At 50.3% G+C, this 15,665-nt stretch carries 18 protein-coding genes; 8 read left to right on the forward strand and 10 right to left on the reverse strand.

Translation table 11 applies throughout. From position 1 onward, the window contains the following. Positions 1 to 36: 36 nt before the first annotated feature. Entirely contained in the window at positions 37 to 1,440 is a 1,404-nt protein-coding gene (gene fumC / locus ACK8NJ_RS11190) for a class II fumarate hydratase (protein ID WP_001099112.1), read from the forward strand. Here fumC and tus read toward each other — a convergent pair. The 3 genes from tus to rstA form a co-directional block, all read right to left on the reverse strand. Next, positions 1,437 to 2,366 (reverse strand): DNA replication terminus site-binding protein, encoded by a 930-nt coding sequence (gene tus, locus ACK8NJ_RS11195; RefSeq protein WP_001354691.1) that lies wholly within the window; start codon positions 2,364 to 2,366, stop codon positions 1,437 to 1,439. The genes fumC and tus overlap by 4 nt on opposite strands. A 76-nt stretch (positions 2,367 to 2,442) precedes the next feature. Then, positions 2,443 to 3,744 carry a two-component system sensor histidine kinase RstB gene (gene rstB / locus ACK8NJ_RS11200; protein WP_000732519.1) on the reverse strand — a complete coding sequence of 434 codons (1,302 nt, stop codon included), beginning with the start codon at positions 3,742 to 3,744 and terminating at the stop codon, positions 2,443 to 2,445. A gap of 3 nt (positions 3,745 to 3,747) precedes the next feature. Continuing rightward, entirely contained in the window at positions 3,748 to 4,467 is a 720-nt protein-coding gene (gene rstA / locus ACK8NJ_RS11205) for a two-component system response regulator RstA (protein WP_001092504.1), read from the reverse strand. Between the two features lie 128 nt (positions 4,468 to 4,595). Here rstA and ACK8NJ_RS11210 point away from each other — a divergent pair, with 128 nt between their 5' ends. Then, positions 4,596 to 4,931 carry a GlpM family protein gene (locus ACK8NJ_RS11210; protein ID WP_000524861.1) on the forward strand — a complete coding sequence of 112 codons (336 nt, stop codon included), beginning with the start codon at positions 4,596 to 4,598 and terminating at the stop codon, positions 4,929 to 4,931. On the opposite strand, the gene folM is transcribed toward ACK8NJ_RS11210, so the two are convergent. The 3 genes from folM to ydgH all read right to left on the reverse strand — a co-directional run bounded on the left by folM (position 4,928) and on the right by ydgH (position 8,199). Beyond that, the gene (folM, locus tag ACK8NJ_RS11215) at positions 4,928 to 5,650 is read right to left on the reverse strand and encodes a dihydromonapterin reductase (RefSeq protein ID WP_032352557.1); all 723 of its coding nucleotides are present in this window, start codon (positions 5,648 to 5,650) and stop codon (positions 4,928 to 4,930) included. The genes ACK8NJ_RS11210 and folM overlap by 4 nt on opposite strands. Positions 5,651 to 5,686: 36 nt before the next feature. Further along, positions 5,687 to 7,069 carry an amino acid permease gene (locus ACK8NJ_RS11220; RefSeq protein WP_193131095.1) on the reverse strand — a complete coding sequence of 461 codons (1,383 nt, stop codon included), beginning with the start codon at positions 7,067 to 7,069 and terminating at the stop codon, positions 5,687 to 5,689. 185 nt (positions 7,070 to 7,254) lie between these two features. After that, complete coding sequence (gene ydgH, locus ACK8NJ_RS11225) at positions 7,255 to 8,199, reverse strand: DUF1471 family protein YdgH (protein WP_000769322.1); 945 nt, start codon at positions 8,197 to 8,199, stop codon at positions 7,255 to 7,257. A 523-nt stretch (positions 8,200 to 8,722) separates the two neighbouring features. On the opposite strand from ydgH, the gene pntA reads away from it, so the two are divergent. Then, entirely contained in the window at positions 8,723 to 10,255 is a 1,533-nt protein-coding gene (gene pntA / locus ACK8NJ_RS11230; protein ID WP_001295398.1) for a Re/Si-specific NAD(P)(+) transhydrogenase subunit alpha, read from the forward strand. 10 nt (positions 10,256 to 10,265) lie between these two features. Beyond that, entirely contained in the window at positions 10,266 to 11,654 is a 1,389-nt protein-coding gene (pntB, locus tag ACK8NJ_RS11235) for a Re/Si-specific NAD(P)(+) transhydrogenase subunit beta (RefSeq protein WP_000014036.1), read from the forward strand. 24 nt (positions 11,655 to 11,678) lie between these two features. On the opposite strand, the gene tqsA is transcribed toward pntB, so the two are convergent. Next, on the reverse strand, positions 11,679 to 12,713 hold the full coding sequence (tqsA, locus tag ACK8NJ_RS11240; protein ID WP_001118215.1) for an AI-2 transporter TqsA: 1,035 nt from the start codon (positions 12,711 to 12,713) through the stop codon (positions 11,679 to 11,681). Between the two features lie 134 nt (positions 12,714 to 12,847). Between tqsA and ACK8NJ_RS23870 the strand changes: the two genes are divergently transcribed. The 3 genes from ACK8NJ_RS23870 to mdtI all read left to right on the forward strand — a co-directional run bounded on the left by ACK8NJ_RS23870 (position 12,848) and on the right by mdtI (position 13,806). After that, complete coding sequence (locus ACK8NJ_RS23870; protein WP_001303517.1) at positions 12,848 to 13,018, forward strand: hypothetical protein; 171 nt, start codon at positions 12,848 to 12,850, stop codon at positions 13,016 to 13,018. Between the two features lie 106 nt (positions 13,019 to 13,124). After that, positions 13,125 to 13,490, forward strand: coding sequence for a multidrug/spermidine efflux SMR transporter subunit MdtJ (mdtJ, locus tag ACK8NJ_RS11245; RefSeq protein WP_000276149.1), 366 nt, complete (start codon positions 13,125 to 13,127; stop codon positions 13,488 to 13,490). After that, a complete protein-coding gene (gene mdtI / locus ACK8NJ_RS11250) occupies positions 13,477 to 13,806 on the forward strand; it encodes a multidrug/spermidine efflux SMR transporter subunit MdtI (protein ID WP_000046661.1) in 330 nt (109 codons plus the stop codon). Before mdtJ ends, mdtI begins: the two co-directional genes overlap by 14 nt. A gap of 38 nt (positions 13,807 to 13,844) precedes the next feature. Here the strand turns inward: mdtI and ACK8NJ_RS11255 are convergent, their stop codons facing one another. From ACK8NJ_RS11255 to asr, 3 genes are all read right to left on the reverse strand, one after another. Next, positions 13,845 to 14,666 (reverse strand): trypsin-like serine peptidase, encoded by an 822-nt coding sequence (locus tag ACK8NJ_RS11255; protein WP_001260850.1) that lies wholly within the window; start codon positions 14,664 to 14,666, stop codon positions 13,845 to 13,847. 99 nt (positions 14,667 to 14,765) lie between these two features. Further along, positions 14,766 to 14,849, reverse strand: coding sequence for a hypothetical protein (locus ACK8NJ_RS11260; RefSeq protein ID WP_000233090.1), 84 nt, complete (start codon positions 14,847 to 14,849; stop codon positions 14,766 to 14,768). A 92-nt stretch (positions 14,850 to 14,941) separates the two neighbouring features. Further along, positions 14,942 to 15,250 (reverse strand): acid resistance repetitive basic protein Asr, encoded by a 309-nt coding sequence (gene asr, locus ACK8NJ_RS11265; protein ID WP_001362115.1) that lies wholly within the window; start codon positions 15,248 to 15,250, stop codon positions 14,942 to 14,944. A 303-nt stretch (positions 15,251 to 15,553) separates the two neighbouring features. Between asr and ACK8NJ_RS11270 the strand changes: the two genes are divergently transcribed. Next, positions 15,554 to 15,625, forward strand: coding sequence for a hypothetical protein (locus ACK8NJ_RS11270; protein WP_211114082.1), 72 nt, complete (start codon positions 15,554 to 15,556; stop codon positions 15,623 to 15,625). The last annotated feature ends 40 nt before the right edge of the window (positions 15,626 to 15,665 follow it).

Below are 15,665 nucleotides of genomic sequence, written 5' to 3' on the forward strand. Positions count from 1 at the left end.
ACAGAAAGAAAAAATTAATCAGGTGAGGAGCAGGCCATGAATACAGTACGCAGCGAAAAAGATTCGATGGGGGCGATTGATGTCCCGGCAGATAAGCTGTGGGGCGCACAAACTCAACGCTCGCTGGAGCATTTCCGCATTTCGACGGAGAAAATGCCCACCTCACTGATTCATGCGCTGGCGCTAACCAAGCGTGCAGCGGCAAAAGTTAATGAAGATTTAGGCTTGTTGTCTGAAGAGAAAGCGAGCGCCATTCGTCAGGCGGCGGATGAAGTACTGGCAGGACAGCATGACGACGAATTCCCGCTGGCTATCTGGCAGACCGGCTCCGGCACGCAAAGTAACATGAACATGAACGAAGTGCTGGCTAACCGGGCCAGTGAATTACTCGGCGGTGTGCGCGGGATGGAACGTAAAGTTCATCCTAACGACGACGTGAACAAAAGCCAAAGTTCCAACGATGTCTTTCCGACGGCGATGCACGTTGCGGCGCTGCTGGCGCTGCGCAAGCAACTCATTCCACAGCTTAAAACCCTGACACAGACGCTGAGTGAAAAATCGCGCGCATTTGCCGATATCGTCAAAATTGGTCGTACCCACTTGCAGGATGCCACGCCGCTAACACTGGGGCAGGAGATTTCCGGCTGGGTAGCGATGCTCGAGCATAATCTCAAACATATCGAATACAGCCTGCCGCATGTAGCGGAACTGGCTATGGGCGGTACAGCTGTGGGTACTGGACTAAATACCCATCCAGAGTATGCGCGTCGCGTGGCAGATGAACTGGCAGTCATTACCTGTGCACCGTTTGTTACCGCGCCGAACAAATTTGAAGCGCTGGCGACCTGTGATGCCCTGGTTCAGGCGCACGGCGCGTTGAAAGGGTTGGCTGCGTCACTGATGAAAATTGCCAATGATGTCCGCTGGCTGGCCTCTGGCCCGCGCTGCGGAATTGGTGAAATCTCAATCCCGGAAAATGAGCCGGGCAGCTCAATCATGCCGGGGAAAGTGAACCCAACCCAGTGTGAGGCATTAACCATGCTCTGCTGTCAGGTGATGGGGAACGACGTGGCGATCAACATGGGTGGCGCTTCCGGTAACTTTGAACTGAACGTCTTCCGTCCGATGGTGATCCACAATTTCCTGCAATCGGTGCGCTTGCTGGCAGATGGCATGGAAAGTTTCAACAAACACTGCGCAGTGGGCATTGAACCGAATCGTGAGCGAATCAATCAATTACTCAATGAATCGCTGATGCTGGTGACTGCGCTCAACACTCACATTGGTTATGACAAAGCCGCCGAGATCGCCAAAAAAGCGCATAAAGAAGGGCTGACCTTAAAAGCTGCGGCCCTTGCGCTGGGGTATCTTAGCGAAGCCGAGTTTGACAGCTGGGTACGGCCAGAACAGATGGTCGGCAGTATGAAAGCCGGGCGTTAATCTGCTACATACAGGTGCAGCCGGGGAATGATCAAACGAAGCGGCTGCGCCTGTGGTTTATAACGGTGTTGCACATTGTCGGCATCGTAATTTAACAACTCCCCAACGTCCGGCACGCCCGCGCCATTATCCCGATTAATCAGCGCAATAAGCGGTGTAGGGCAAGCGTGTTGTACTTGTTTTTGATCTCCCTTGTACCAGACGCGGGCAATCGGCTGCACCTTCACCGGACGTTTGATTTTTAACTTCGCGTCCTGTGGCAGGGTAGCAATATCCTGATACTCTCTCTCCAGTTTTCTTTGCCACTCCTCGCGCGTCCACGGTGCGACACTGCGCGGTGATTTCAGGCTTTTTTCCAGCTGTGCAAGGACTTCATCACGATGCAAATTCTTAATGATATGTTTATTGGCCCAGCCAAAACGTAAAGTGGCGGGGTCGTGCAGAACAGTGAGCGTTCGGTAAGCATTAAGGGTGATCAGCCCCGGCAAATGACGATGCACCCATTCAAAACGCGCCGCTGTGGGGAGTTCTGACTCAACCGTGACGATATGCTCGAACGTAGTCTTGAGTTGATTGATGCGCTGAATATGACTGACCAACGCTGCTTGCGAAAGGTTATCGACCTGGTAACACAACACGCCAGGTAGACGAACAGCGGCCTTGCTGCTGCGATTTTCGGACTGTTGTTGAATAAATAAATGGCGGAAATGACGTAACGCCAGCGACTGCGCGTCGTTGCCGAGATGTTGCTTTACCTCAATACGATTAAGCGGATTATGCTCATCCTCTTTTTTTACCTCCGGCAAAGAGAACACGCGGGCAACCAGCAATTTGTGCTGTTCTAGCTCAGCGGCAAATGCAGCCAGTTCTTGTTCCATCTGGCGAAAGGTAGTGTTGAGTCGGTCTACGAGATCGTAACGCGCCATAATATTAACCACTTTAGTTACAACATACTTTATTTTATAGCACAGTATCGACAGCCTGACCACCGTGCGCGTAGTGTCAGGCAGAGGTAAATTGCGGGATGTTATGCCATAACGGCCAACTAAACGAGAAGCGGGCACCACCCAGTTCGCTGGTGTCACAATTAACCGTACCGCCCATTGCCAGTGCTATAGAGTGGACAATCGCCAACCCCAGCCCGCAGCCGCCGGTTGAGCGATCCCGGCTGGGATCGAGGCGAACAAAAGGTTCAAAGATATGTTCGCGGTTTTCTGGGGCAATCCCTGGGCCATCATCCTCAACAATTAATGTCGCTCTATTCCCCGACAGTAGCAGGCTGGTTTCAACCGTTGAGTGACAGTAGCGCAGGGCGTTATTGAGCAAATTATCCAGCACGCGCTCCATTAAGCGCATATCCAACGCCGCATAATGGCCTTGCGCGAGCGTTTTAATCCGTACCGTTTTATCGGGCGTTACTGCCTGAATGTCTGCCAGATGCGTTGACAGCCACAACGGCAGGTCTGGTTCGCTAAGATGAAGCTCGTTTTGTGGGCGATCGAGTCGGGCATAAGTCAGCAGCTCTTCAATTAAAGCTTCAAGTTGACTGATATCGCGATTCAACGCCTGGGATTCGGCGGCGCTCAGGTTATCGCTCATCTCCAGTCGATAACGCAGGCGCACTAACGGTGTTCGCAGTTCGTGAGCGATACCGTCAATAAGCTGTTTTTTGCTGGCAATCAAGGCGTTGATATTGTCCGCCATCTGGTTAAATGCGACGCCAAGGCGTTCAAAGCTCGAACCCTCATCAAAGTGGATACGCTCACTGAGATGCCCATCGCCAAATCGTTGCGCCGCTGCTTCCAGTTTTAACATATCCTGCCAGTGCGGACGCATCCAGATAAACACCGGAAAGGCGAGGGAAATGGCAATAAAAGCGATCAGGGCGATATCCAGTAATCGCATCTGATGGAGGTAATAAAGATAAGGAACAGGACCAACTGCCAGCACGTAGTGGCTGCGCGGGATACGTTGCAAAAAGGTGTACTGATCGTCCAGAGCGACAATTTCGCCGCCACGCAGCCGGTGCATGGAAATATCATCCAGATGGTATTTACTCAGTGGCTCAACACGCAGATCGAAAGAGAGATTTAAATCCATCTCTTTCAGCGTCTTACCCCAGTCGTGTGGGGGTATCTCACGCAATTCGCTACGCATCAGATACAGCGAACTGTTCATCAAATCATCCAGCGACTGTTTGCCCGCGCGTTCGGCGGTAAATTTGTACACCAGCCCAACCAGCAGAGACATCACAAGGAAGCAGACAAACAATAACAGGTAAAACTGGATAAACAGTTTTTTCATCGCTTATTCCCATGCATGAGGCGCAAAAAGATAGCCTTTGTTACGCACAGTTTTAATGCGATAAGGTTCTGCGGCGTTATCGAGCAGTTTTTTTCTTAACCGCGAAATAGCCACGTCCACGCTACGATCCAGTCCGTCATAACTGACGCCACGTAAATTTTTCAGCAATGCATCGCGGTCCATGATTTGCCCAGCATGGGTAGCTAATTCCCACAATAATTCGAAATCAGCTGTCGAGAGCGAGATTTCAGTGTTAGCCAGGGTGACTACGCGGTTGATGGGATCGATGGTCAACGTGCCGAAATGCAGGGCTTTGTAGGGAGTCAGAGACGTTTCCTGAAGACCTTTGCTCAGTGTGGCTTGCTCATTCTGACGCAAATGCAAACGTAAACGCGCTAACAAAACAGCAGGGGGCGTCGTTTTGAGAATATAGTCGCAGGCTCCCATTTCCAGTGCCAGGATGTGGTTCATATCGCTATCGAGAGAGGTTAGAAGAACAATTGGTCCGGACCACTTTGCGCGTAAATCACGACAAATGGTCATGCCGTCCTTGCCTGGTAGCATGATGTCGAGTAACACCAAATCCGGATTTTCTCGCAGAATAGTTTCTTCGGCCTGGTCGCCGCGCGGCTCTACGGTAACCTGCATATCATGTTTTGCCAGGTACGCGGCAATCAGTGAACCGACTTCCGCATCATCTTCCACAAATACGATAGTGTTCATATTATTCACGGTAGATATAAAAACGTCACAATACACCGCGCTGTTTTTACTTACTATCAATCGTTTCTAAACAAGTTTTCATCAGGTATTCTACTGATGACTTGTTATGGAAGTGTTAAGGTAAAAAGATGGGGCTGGTAATCAAAGCCGCGCTCGGTGCGCTGGTAGTGCTGTTGATTGGTGTTTTAGCAAAAACGAAAAATTATTATATCGCCGGGCTGATCCCACTTTTCCCGACCTTTGCGCTCATCGCGCATTATATTGTTGCCAGCGAACGCGGCATTGAAGCCTTACGCGCAACCATCATTTTTAGCATGTGGTCGATTATTCCCTATTTTGTTTACCTGGCGTCGCTGTGGTATTTCACCGGAATGATGCGCTTGCCCGCCGCTTTTGTTGGTTCTGTTGCATGCTGGGGGATAAGCGCATGGGTGTTGATTATATGCTGGATTAAGCTGCATTAACGCAGATGACGACCGCCATCAAGAGGGAAACTGCGTCCGGTGACAAAGCAGCTGGTAAGTAAGTAATCGACCAGGTCGATCACTTCTTTCTCGCCAGGCGCGGTTTTCATCAGTGATTTATTCAGCGCCTGTTGTCGATATTCGGCATCATCATGCTCATTAAACAGGATCAGCGATGGCGCAATAGAATTCACTTTCACTTCCGGTGCCAGCTTGCGGGCAAACGAGCGAGTCATATTATCCAGTGCCGCTTTGCTTGCAGCATAGGCAATATGTTTGTCGCTACCGCGCTCCACCACATAATCGGTAAAGTGAATGATATCGCTGGCGGCGTGTCCGTGCCCACGCAGTAATCTTTCCAGGGCATGGTTGAGTAGATATGGGGTATTAACGTGGATCTGCATCATGCAAGCCAGTATGTCGGTCAGTGGTGTACCTGGTTTTTCTGCCATCCACGCGCTGGCGTTATGCAAAATAGCACGCAGGCCATGGGTGCTTTTTAGTACTTCATCGGCAAACGCCATCACACCGTCGTTGGTCGAAAAATCAGCCTGAATACACTGCGCACCTGCGTTAATCAGTCCATCAATGGCTGGATAGTGCGTCCGATAGCTGATAATCACCGGTTGCTTTTGATTAATGAAATGCCATGCGAGGGCGAGGCCGATGCGACGACCTCCGCCAGTAATTAATATTGGCAAGGGCTGGGCTTTACCCATCGTTATCTCCTTTGCTATCCAACGATGGGATGAACGTTATCCCACCAGCATCCAGGTCGCCGGAACTGAGGCAATTAACAGCATGCCAATTAGCACCATTTCCTGACGGTTCAGTACGTTATCATGGGTATGCGTTTTACGCGCATACAGGAAAACCAGCAGCCCCGGCGCATACAGAACAACGGATAACAGCAAGTGCATTGGACCAGAGGCGTACAATAACCATAAGCCATAAATGCAGGCACCGACACCTACCGCTTTATGCAGTGGACGGGTTGCGATTTTCAGCAAGAACGCGCCGACCAGGAAATAGGGCACCAGAATCATTTCTGAGGCGATGGTCAGCAATGTGTTGTAATCGGAACCGGTCAGCCAGATGAGTACCAGACAAATTTGCACGCAGATATTGGTCAGCCACAATGAAGCGGATGGCGCAGCTTGTGCGTTCTGGCACGCAAAAATTCGCGGGAATGCTTTATGAGTGGCTGCCAGGAACGGAACTTCTGCCGCCATGATGGTCCAGCTTAAGTACGCGCCGCAAACGGAAACGATCAAACCGGCAGCGATGATGATTTCGCCCCACGGTCCCATCATTTCCACCATCAGACCGGCCATTGACGGGTTACGAATTTCAGCCAGTTCAGGACGTGCCACCACGCCCAGCGAAAGTAGCGTTACCAGCAAGTAAACGCCCAGAGCGGAGAGAACCGCCAGCAGTGTCGCTTTGCCAACATCACGTTTATTACGCGCACGCGCAGAAACAACCACGGCACCTTCCACACCAATGAAAACCCACAGGGTGATCAGCATGGTGTTTTTCACCTGTTCCCACACGGGTACGCCAAGTGCAAGTCCGGTGAAGTCGAGCTTGAAGGTATCCAGTTTGAACATCATCATCGCCAGCACAACAAACAGACCCAGCGGCAACAATTTTGCCAGTGTCGCCACCAGGTTAATGCTGGCAGCGGTTTGCACTCCGCGCAGGATCAAAAAGTGAACAATCCATAATAAAGCCGATGCACCGACGATCGATTGCCAGGTATTACCATCGCCAAACAGGCGCAATTCCGGCGTGTCCGTAAAAAAGCTTAACGCGGAAAAAACGATCACCAGATAGGAGACGTTGGCGATGACTGCGCACAGCCAATATCCCCATGCGGAACAAAAGCCGATTAGCTCGCCAAACCCTTCGCGGGCATAGGTAAAGATACCGCCGTCAAGTTCGGGACGAATGCGCGTGAGGATCAGCATGGCAAAGGCCAGCAATAAAATGCCAGCGCCAGTAATGCCCCAGCCGATGAGCAGTGCTGCCGGGCTGGCAACTGCCGCCATATTTTGCGGCAGACTGAAAACACCCGCGCCCAGCATTGAGCTTAATACCAGCGCGGTGAGTGCGCTCAGTCCCAGTTTCTTTTCCATCGATATCCAGTGATTAAAACGTGATAAGAAGAATAAATATTAGGGCAAAACGCATAAAAATGGAGTTTGCCACTGAAGCGCGGGATTTTACGAAGAGATGTGTCTGCATGCAATGGTCGCGGGGAAATTTGTGACTAAAAATGCGAAAGGCGGCATCAAGCCGCCTTATAGGAGTAACTGAATAGTTATTTATACAGATCTGCGCTGACGGTCAGGTTATTACCACGTTCCTGCCACTGGCGGGTGATGTGGTAATACTTAGCACCTTTCTTCGCGGCACGTTTCGCAACCTGATAGGAGACTTCGGTCATGTTGCCGTAGTTGCCAGAGAATTTGATGCTGTCGAACGGGACCATCATCGCTGCGGTCGCTTTGTTCAGTTCTTCGACTTTAGTGCCATCCGGGAGCGTGACGGTGTAACGCCCGCCTTTTGATGACTGGGTTTCAAAGAAGCGACCGACTTCAGAACTTGGTGATGCGGTAGTCGCAACACCCGGGATCTCAACTTTCTTCGCGGCTTCGCCACCGGCAGCCAGAGCTGCACGTCCTGCTTCGGAATCTGCCGGGATCACATCCGGGCTCTGGACGATACGTTTCTTAGCATCTTTTTTATAGATGAATGCAGTAATACGCTGGTTGCCGCCCTGGTTGGCATCGATTTGACGAACGATGTAGAAAGAGTAGGCACCTTTCGCTTTTGCCGCTTTGGTGATGGCATCATTGACTTCTGGCTGGCTACGATAAAAGCCCTGGACGGTGACCGTGTCAAACGGTTCAATCAGAACGGCCTGATCTTTCGGCAGTTCGACAACTCCGTTAATTACGCGATTACTTGTTTCTTCTGCTTTTTCAGCATCGGCTTTATAGAGGTCAGCGACCACACGCCAGTTACCGCTGTTACCAAAATCAGAAGTGTCGACAACATAAAAAGAGGCGGCACCTTCTTTATCTGCGCGACGAGAAACGGCTTTCACCGCTTCGCCAATAGCATTAAAACGACCGGTAACCACTACACGGTCAAAAGGTTTAACCGCTGCCGCTTGCTCCGGTGTCAGTTCTGTTGCTGCGTTAACGGAGAATGCCGTAGCAGAAAGCAGTGCCGACGCCAGGAGGGTGTTCTTAAGCTTCATAAAAATAATCCTTCGCCTTGCGCAAACCAGGTACTGGTATTGTTATTAACGAGAAACGTGGCTGATTATTGCATTTAAACGGTGTAACTGTCTGCGTCATTTTTCATATCACATTCCTTAAGCCAATTTTAATCCTGCTCAAATGACCGTCTATGCTTAAAAAACAGCCGTATCAGCATCAATACTACTGAAGCAACTGAATTGTATAAGTTAATTTAATGTTAAGTAGTGATTCGTGCCGGGGCGATATCACGTTTTACCCGACCGTCGAAGACAATTATCAGTCTTTATCCGGCGTTCTAAGGTGTTTATCCCACTATCACGGCTGAATCGTTAATATTTTGCGAGTTCACGCCGAAATACTGATTTTTGGCGCTAGATCACAGGCATAATTTTCAGTACGTTATAGGGCGTTTGTTACTAATTTATTTTAACGGAGTAACATTTAGCTCGTACATGAGCGGCTTGTGTGGCTCCTGACACAGGCAAACCATCATCAATAAAACCGATGGAAGGGAATATCATGCGAATTGGCATACCAAGAGAACGGTTAACCAATGAAACCCGTGTTGCAGCAACGCCAAAAACAGTGGAACAGCTGCTGAAACTGGGTTTTACCGTCGCGGTAGAGAGCGGCGCGGGTCAACTGGCAAGTTTTGACGATAAAGCGTTTGTGCAAGCGGGCGCTGAAATTGTAGAAGGGAATAGCGTCTGGCAGTCAGAGATCATTCTGAAGGTCAATGCGCCGTTAGATGATGAAATTGCGTTACTGAATCCTGGGACAACGCTGGTGAGTTTTATCTGGCCTGCGCAGAATCCGGAATTAATGCAAAAACTTGCGGAACGTAACGTGACCGTGATGGCGATGGACTCTGTGCCGCGTATCTCACGCGCACAATCGCTGGACGCACTAAGCTCGATGGCGAACATCGCCGGTTATCGCGCCATTGTTGAAGCGGCACATGAATTTGGGCGCTTCTTTACCGGGCAAATTACTGCGGCCGGGAAAGTGCCACCGGCAAAAGTGATGGTGATTGGTGCGGGTGTTGCAGGTCTGGCCGCCATTGGCGCAGCAAACAGTCTCGGCGCGATTGTGCGTGCATTCGACACCCGCCCGGAAGTGAAAGAACAAGTTCAAAGTATGGGCGCGGAATTCCTCGAGCTGGATTTTAAAGAGGAAGCGGGCAGCGGCGATGGCTATGCCAAAGTGATGTCGGACGCGTTCATCAAAGCGGAAATGGAACTCTTTGCCGCCCAGGCAAAAGAGGTCGATATCATTGTCACCACCGCGCTTATTCCAGGCAAACCAGCGCCGAAGCTAATTACCCGTGAAATGGTTGACTCCATGAAGGCGGGTAGTGTGATTGTCGACCTGGCAGCCCAAAACGGCGGTAACTGTGAATACACCGTGCCGGGTGAAATCTTCACTACGGAAAATGGTGTCAAAGTGATTGGTTATACCGATCTTCCGGGCCGTCTGCCGACGCAATCCTCACAGCTTTACGGCACTAACCTCGTTAATCTGCTGAAACTGTTGTGCAAAGAGAAAGACGGCAACATCACTGTTGATTTTGATGATGTGGTGATTCGCGGCGTGACCGTGATCCGTGCGGGCGAAATTACCTGGCCGGCACCGCCGATTCAGGTATCAGCTCAGCCGCAGGCGGCACAAAAAGCGGCACCGGAAGTGAAAACTGAGGAAAAATGTGCCTGCTCACCGTGGCGTAAATACGCGTTGATGGCGCTGGCAATCATCCTTTTCGGCTGGTTGGCAAGCGTTGCGCCGAAAGAGTTTCTTGGGCACTTCACCGTTTTTGCGCTGGCCTGTGTTGTCGGTTATTACGTGGTGTGGAATGTATCGCACGCGCTGCATACACCGTTGATGTCGGTCACCAACGCGATTTCAGGGATTATTGTTGTCGGAGCACTGTTGCAGATTGGCCAGGGCGGCTGGGTTAGCTTCCTTAGTTTTATCGCGGTGCTTATAGCCAGCATTAATATTTTCGGTGGCTTCACCGTGACTCAGCGCATGCTGAAAATGTTCCGCAAAAATTAAGGGGTAACATATGTCTGGAGGATTAGTTACAGCTGCATACATTGTTGCCGCGATCCTGTTTATCTTCAGTCTGGCCGGGCTTTCGAAACATGAAACGTCTCGCCAGGGTAACAACTTCGGTATCGCCGGGATGGCGATTGCGTTAATCGCAACCATTTTTGGACCGGATACGGGTAATGTTGGCTGGATCTTGCTGGCGATGGTCATTGGTGGGGCAATTGGTATCCGGCTGGCGAAGAAAGTTGAAATGACCGAAATGCCAGAACTGGTGGCGATCCTGCATAGCTTCGTGGGTCTGGCGGCAGTGCTGGTTGGCTTTAACAGCTATCTGCATCATGACGCGGGAATGGCACCGATTCTGGTCAATATTCACCTGACGGAAGTGTTCCTCGGTATCTTCATCGGGGCGGTAACGTTCACGGGGTCGGTGGTGGCGTTCGGCAAACTGTGTGGCAAGATTTCGTCTAAACCGTTGATGCTGCCAAATCGTCACAAAATGAACCTGGCGGCTCTGGTCGTTTCCTTCCTGCTGCTGATTGTATTTGTTCGCACGGACAGCGTCGGCCTGCAAGTGCTGGCATTGCTGATAATGACCGCCATTGCGCTGGTATTCGGCTGGCATTTAGTCGCCTCCATCGGTGGTGCAGATATGCCAGTGGTGGTGTCGATGCTGAACTCGTACTCCGGCTGGGCGGCCGCGGCTGCGGGCTTTATGCTCAGCAACGACCTGCTGATTGTGACCGGTGCGCTGGTCGGTTCTTCGGGCGCTATCCTTTCTTACATTATGTGTAAGGCGATGAACCGTTCCTTTATCAGCGTTATTGCGGGTGGTTTCGGCACCGACGGCTCTTCTACTGGCGATGATCAGGAAGTGGGCGAGCACCGCGAAATCACCGCAGAAGAGACAGCGGAACTGCTGAAAAACTCCCATTCAGTGATCATTACTCCGGGGTACGGCATGGCAGTCGCGCAGGCGCAATATCCTGTCGCTGAAATTACCGAGAAACTGCGCGCTCGTGGTATCAACGTGCGTTTCGGTATCCACCCGGTTGCGGGGCGTTTGCCTGGACATATGAACGTATTGCTGGCTGAAGCAAAAGTACCGTATGACATCGTGCTGGAAATGGACGAGATCAACGATGACTTTGCTGATACCGATACCGTACTGGTGATTGGTGCTAACGATACGGTTAACCCGGCGGCGCAGGATGATCCGAAGAGTCCGATTGCTGGTATGCCTGTGCTGGAAGTGTGGAAAGCGCAGAACGTGATTGTCTTTAAACGTTCGATGAACACTGGCTATGCTGGTGTGCAAAACCCGCTGTTCTTCAAGGAAAACACCCACATGCTGTTTGGTGACGCCAAAGCCAGCGTGGATGCAATCCTGAAAGCTCTGTAACCCTGACGGCCTCTGCGGAGGCCGTCACTCTTTATTGAGATCGCTTAACAGAACGGCGATGCTTTGACCTCCCGCGGTTTGTTCAAGCGCAATTTTGACAATAATTGTCAACGGCACGGAAAGCAGCATACCCACCGGTCCTAACAACCATCCCCAAAAAATCAACGAGAGAAATACCACCAATGTGGAAAGCCCCAGCCCACGCCCCATGATGCGCGGCTCCAGAATATTGCCGAAGACCAGATTAATCAGCAGATATCCCGCCAGCACCAGCAACGCTTCGTAGAAGCCATTAAACACCAATACCTGAGCGATAGGGGGGATTGCCGCGAGAACTGAACCAATATTCGGGATGTAATTAAGCGCAAAGGCCAGCAATCCCCAGACAAAAGCGAAGCGAACATCGAGTGCGGCGAGCATCGCCCAGGCGACCAGGCCGGTGATGATGCTGATGGCTGTTTTCAGCACCAGATAATGAGAAACACTGTCAATCGCACGCTGAATCGCCGCCATCCCTTCAACCGGACGCGCCATCATTTGCTGAAATTTTCCGGGCAATTGTGGCACTTCGAGCAGCATAAACAGCACCGTCAGCAGCAATAAAAATATTGATGACATGGCATTAGATAACTGCGTCAATAAGTTGGTGAGCAACGTCATCGCCGCGTTCGGATCAATGTAATGCGCCAGTTGGTCAACTGAGACATCAATCCCTACGCGTTGCAACAACGGTTCAATCGCTTGCAGCGGCGTCATAATAGAGTTGCGATATTGCGGTAACGTCCGCGTCAACTCGTTGAGTGCGGAACCCAGATAAGCTAACAGCAACACCATCGCCATCACGATGATGGTCATCAAAATCGACACCGCCAGTACACGCGGCACTCGCCAGCGGACCATGTGTTGCACCAGCGGGTTAAGAATAACAGCAATAAATAATGCGAGAATAAACGGCACGATGATCTCGGCGGCAAAACGGATACCGCAGAGAATAATGACCAGCATTCCCAACATAATGACGATTTTTAGGCCATTGAGCGTGATGATCGGCTTTGCCATGCTTGTCCCCGTTTTTTCTTCCTTTGCTAATAATAATGTCTTTTTCGCTCCGTCATCATAACGAAAATCAAACCGCTCAGGTAAAGAAGTGAAAATATTTTGAGTTAATTCTTAAGCTATGATACAAATCAGGCGTGTTCAACTACCGAGGACAATTATCATCCGCGATGACGAGAAGCAACACTGCGGATAATTGTAATATTATGGACAATTTGTTCAGGACGTTATTTTCTACATTTACCCATCTTCGTACCTCATCCACTATCTTGCTCGTAGGTGAGCAGCACTGGCGCAACGCGCTTTAGTCCTTTCTTCTGCCAAAGCTTGCGCTATGCGCGGGGCTTGACCACTTTACTTTGGTTTCGCTGAATTAAGCGAAAATTAAAATAATTCTCTTGCAGGAGAAGGACAATGTATATTTATTGGATTTTATTAGGTCTGGCTATTGCTACAGAAATTACCGGTACGCTGTCTATGAAATGGGCGAGCGTCAGTGAGGGAAATGGCGGCTTTATTTTAATGCTGGTGATGATTTCTCTGTCGTATATATTTCTCTCTTTCGCCGTTAAAAAAATCGCCTTAGGCGTAGCTTATGCGCTGTGGGAAGGTATCGGTATTTTATTTATTACCTTGTTTAGCGTTTTGTTATTCGACGAAAGTTTATCGCTGATGAAAATTGCCGGGTTAACCACCCTGGTGGCCGGGATTGTGTTGATCAAATCAGGTACCCGTAAAGCGCGTAAACCTGAACTGGAGGTGAACCATGGCGCAGTTTGAATGGGTTCACGCCGCCTGGCTGGCATTGGCAATCGTGCTGGAAATCGTTGCTAACGTCTTTTTGAAATTTTCTGACGGCTTTCGTCGCAAAATATTTGGCTTGCTCTCTCTGGCGGCGGTGCTGGCTGCCTTTAGTGCGCTTTCTCAGGCCGTTAAAGGGATCGACTTGTCTGTCGCTTATGCATTGTGGGGCGGATTTGGTATTGCCGCCACGTTAGCCGCAGGTTGGATCTTGTTTGGTCAACGGTTAAATCGTAAAGGCTGGATTGGCCTGGTGCTGCTGTTGGCTGGAATGATCATGGTGAAACTTGCCTGATGAACACGCTGCCCGCACAGTCGGGCAGCGTTTGAACATTATTTTTGCGACAGTTGATCCAGCCTGTCGCGAAAGCCGGTAACAGAAATGGCCCGGTTATCGGCGCGCCAGCGATCTTTCGCGGCAGGAGCCGAACTTTGCACCCCAATTAATTGCCAGCCGTCATCGGTATGCAACATCAGAGGCGAACCGCTGTCACCCGGCAAGGTATCGCACTGATGCGACATCACCGACGTTTGCGCCCAGCCAGTCACTTCACAGTTTTGATGACTGTACAACGTATCGAGATGATCTTCAGGGTATCCCGCCTGAGTCACTTTACGACCTGCCGCTTTTAATGCGGCGGTAAGCGCGGCTTTATCTCCCTCAAATAACGGCAATGGTGTAATGCCAGAAGGGGGATTACGCAGCACTATCAAGCCGAAGTCCCATGGTGCAGCTGCGGGAGGAACAATCCAACCATCCCCATCTGCTTTTAACCGCTTTCCCAGTGTCGGATCAACGCGGCCTTCTATGTCGTGGATCTCATAGCGCCAAAGACCTTTATTTGACACGAAACGCAGCGCTACCGCTTTATCGGCTTTACCCTTTGGCGGCGTCAATAAACAGTGTCCTGCCGTTAATGCCAGATTGGGTGCAATCAGCGTCGCCGTACATAAATTGCCGCTGGCCGTTTCAAGTTGGCCAACCGCATCCCACGGTGATTGGGTCGTGTCATTCACTGGCACACGATCATCATGACCAAAAAACAGGGTGCTGACCTCATCGTTTGCCGATTTGGCAACGTCTGGTTTATCTGCAAACACAAAAGCAGACGTCAAACTAATTGCACCCAACACTACAGCAATGGTTGTACGCATATCACACTCTGGTGGGTAATTATGATTATTAAAAGCAAACCCTCATAAATACTATAGACGGGACGGGATGAAAGTGGGAGTAAAATCAGATAACTACGATCAGGAAAGATAAAAACGGGCGGCAATCAGTGCGCATAAAATAAGGATGATAAGAATGAACTCAAAGCGATAACGGCCCACCATACTACCCTCCGCTAAAGGCGGTGCTAAACGTTACCCGCTTAGCACCGTAATTTTCAGGCGCGAGGGGGCGCGCCAGCATTACTATTGATAACTTACGCTGCGGGTTGTGCAGCAGGTTTTGCCGGTTGCTGATGGCTGTGTTTCTTGGCGTGTTTCTTCGCTGCCTGCGCTTTTTGTTCAGGAGCTTTCTGTTCAGCTTTGGCATTTTTATGATGCTTTTTAGCCGCCTGCGCTTTCTGGGCAGGTGCTGCTTTATGCTGTTTTTTATGATGTGTGGTTTTCGCCGGCGCTGCTTTGGTGGTCGTCGCAGTCGGAGCAGGTGTGGTCGCAGTCTCTGCAGCAAAGGCAGCAGAAGACAGACCCATAGCAGCGGCAACAACCAGAGCTAATACTTTTTTCATTGTCATACCCTCAATTTGTTTTTTCATTTAACCCCACTGCGGGGCCGTTGAAATAACTATATCCCTGGGAATGGCAGACTTCCGTGAGTGGTTGGTTTCAGCGTGTAACGATATGTACAAACGCTGAATAAATTACAGCGTTGATAATAACGTATTGTGACTTAAGGGAAATTTAGCTACCAATAATAGTAGTCTTGATCAGGTTAACTATTTTACTACTTACAAAGCGGTAGAATAACTGCGCATCAGTAATAAATGACACACAGCAAAATGAATCCGTTTATTTGGGTACTTATAATCCTGATGACGCTAGATGCGCTGCGGGAATTGGCTGGCGCTTCGTCTATTTTAGGATGGCTATTAACGTTGGTTTGAGCAGGCAATAAGTCCGGATGGGTATTTACCGCAGTCCGGA

Source organism: Escherichia sp. F1, from assembly GCF_046764225.1.
Classification (GTDB): domain Bacteria; phylum Pseudomonadota; class Gammaproteobacteria; order Enterobacterales; family Enterobacteriaceae; genus Escherichia; species Escherichia coli.

Bases quoted from the DNA above. Each gene is read 5' to 3' on its own strand.
- fumC (WP_001099112.1), top strand. From the start codon at position 37: ATGAATACAGTACGCAGCGAAAAAGATTCGATGGGGGCGATTGATGTC.
- tus (WP_001354691.1), bottom strand. From the start codon at position 2,366: ATGGCGCGTTACGATCTCGTAGACCGACTCAACACTACCTTTCGCCAG.
- rstB (WP_000732519.1), bottom strand. From the start codon at position 3,744: ATGAAAAAACTGTTTATCCAGTTTTACCTGTTATTGTTTGTCTGCTTC.
- rstA (WP_001092504.1), bottom strand. From the start codon at position 4,467: ATGAACACTATCGTATTTGTGGAAGATGATGCGGAAGTCGGTTCACTG.
- ACK8NJ_RS11210 (WP_000524861.1), top strand. From the start codon at position 4,596: ATGGGGCTGGTAATCAAAGCCGCGCTCGGTGCGCTGGTAGTGCTGTTG.
- folM (WP_032352557.1), bottom strand. From the start codon at position 5,650: ATGGGTAAAGCCCAGCCCTTGCCAATATTAATTACTGGCGGAGGTCGT.
- ACK8NJ_RS11220 (WP_193131095.1), bottom strand. From the start codon at position 7,069: ATGGAAAAGAAACTGGGACTGAGCGCACTCACCGCGCTGGTATTAAGC.
- ydgH (WP_000769322.1), bottom strand. From the start codon at position 8,199: ATGAAGCTTAAGAACACCCTCCTGGCGTCGGCACTGCTTTCTGCTACG.
- pntA (WP_001295398.1), top strand. From the start codon at position 8,723: ATGCGAATTGGCATACCAAGAGAACGGTTAACCAATGAAACCCGTGTT.
- pntB (WP_000014036.1), top strand. From the start codon at position 10,266: ATGTCTGGAGGATTAGTTACAGCTGCATACATTGTTGCCGCGATCCTG.
- tqsA (WP_001118215.1), bottom strand. From the start codon at position 12,713: ATGGCAAAGCCGATCATCACGCTCAATGGCCTAAAAATCGTCATTATG.
- mdtJ (WP_000276149.1), top strand. From the start codon at position 13,125: ATGTATATTTATTGGATTTTATTAGGTCTGGCTATTGCTACAGAAATT.
- mdtI (WP_000046661.1), top strand. From the start codon at position 13,477: ATGGCGCAGTTTGAATGGGTTCACGCCGCCTGGCTGGCATTGGCAATC.
- ACK8NJ_RS11255 (WP_001260850.1), bottom strand. From the start codon at position 14,666: ATGCGTACAACCATTGCTGTAGTGTTGGGTGCAATTAGTTTGACGTCT.
- ACK8NJ_RS11260 (WP_000233090.1), bottom strand. From the start codon at position 14,849: ATGGTGGGCCGTTATCGCTTTGAGTTCATTCTTATCATCCTTATTTTA.
- asr (WP_001362115.1), bottom strand. From the start codon at position 15,250: ATGAAAAAAGTATTAGCTCTGGTTGTTGCCGCTGCTATGGGTCTGTCT.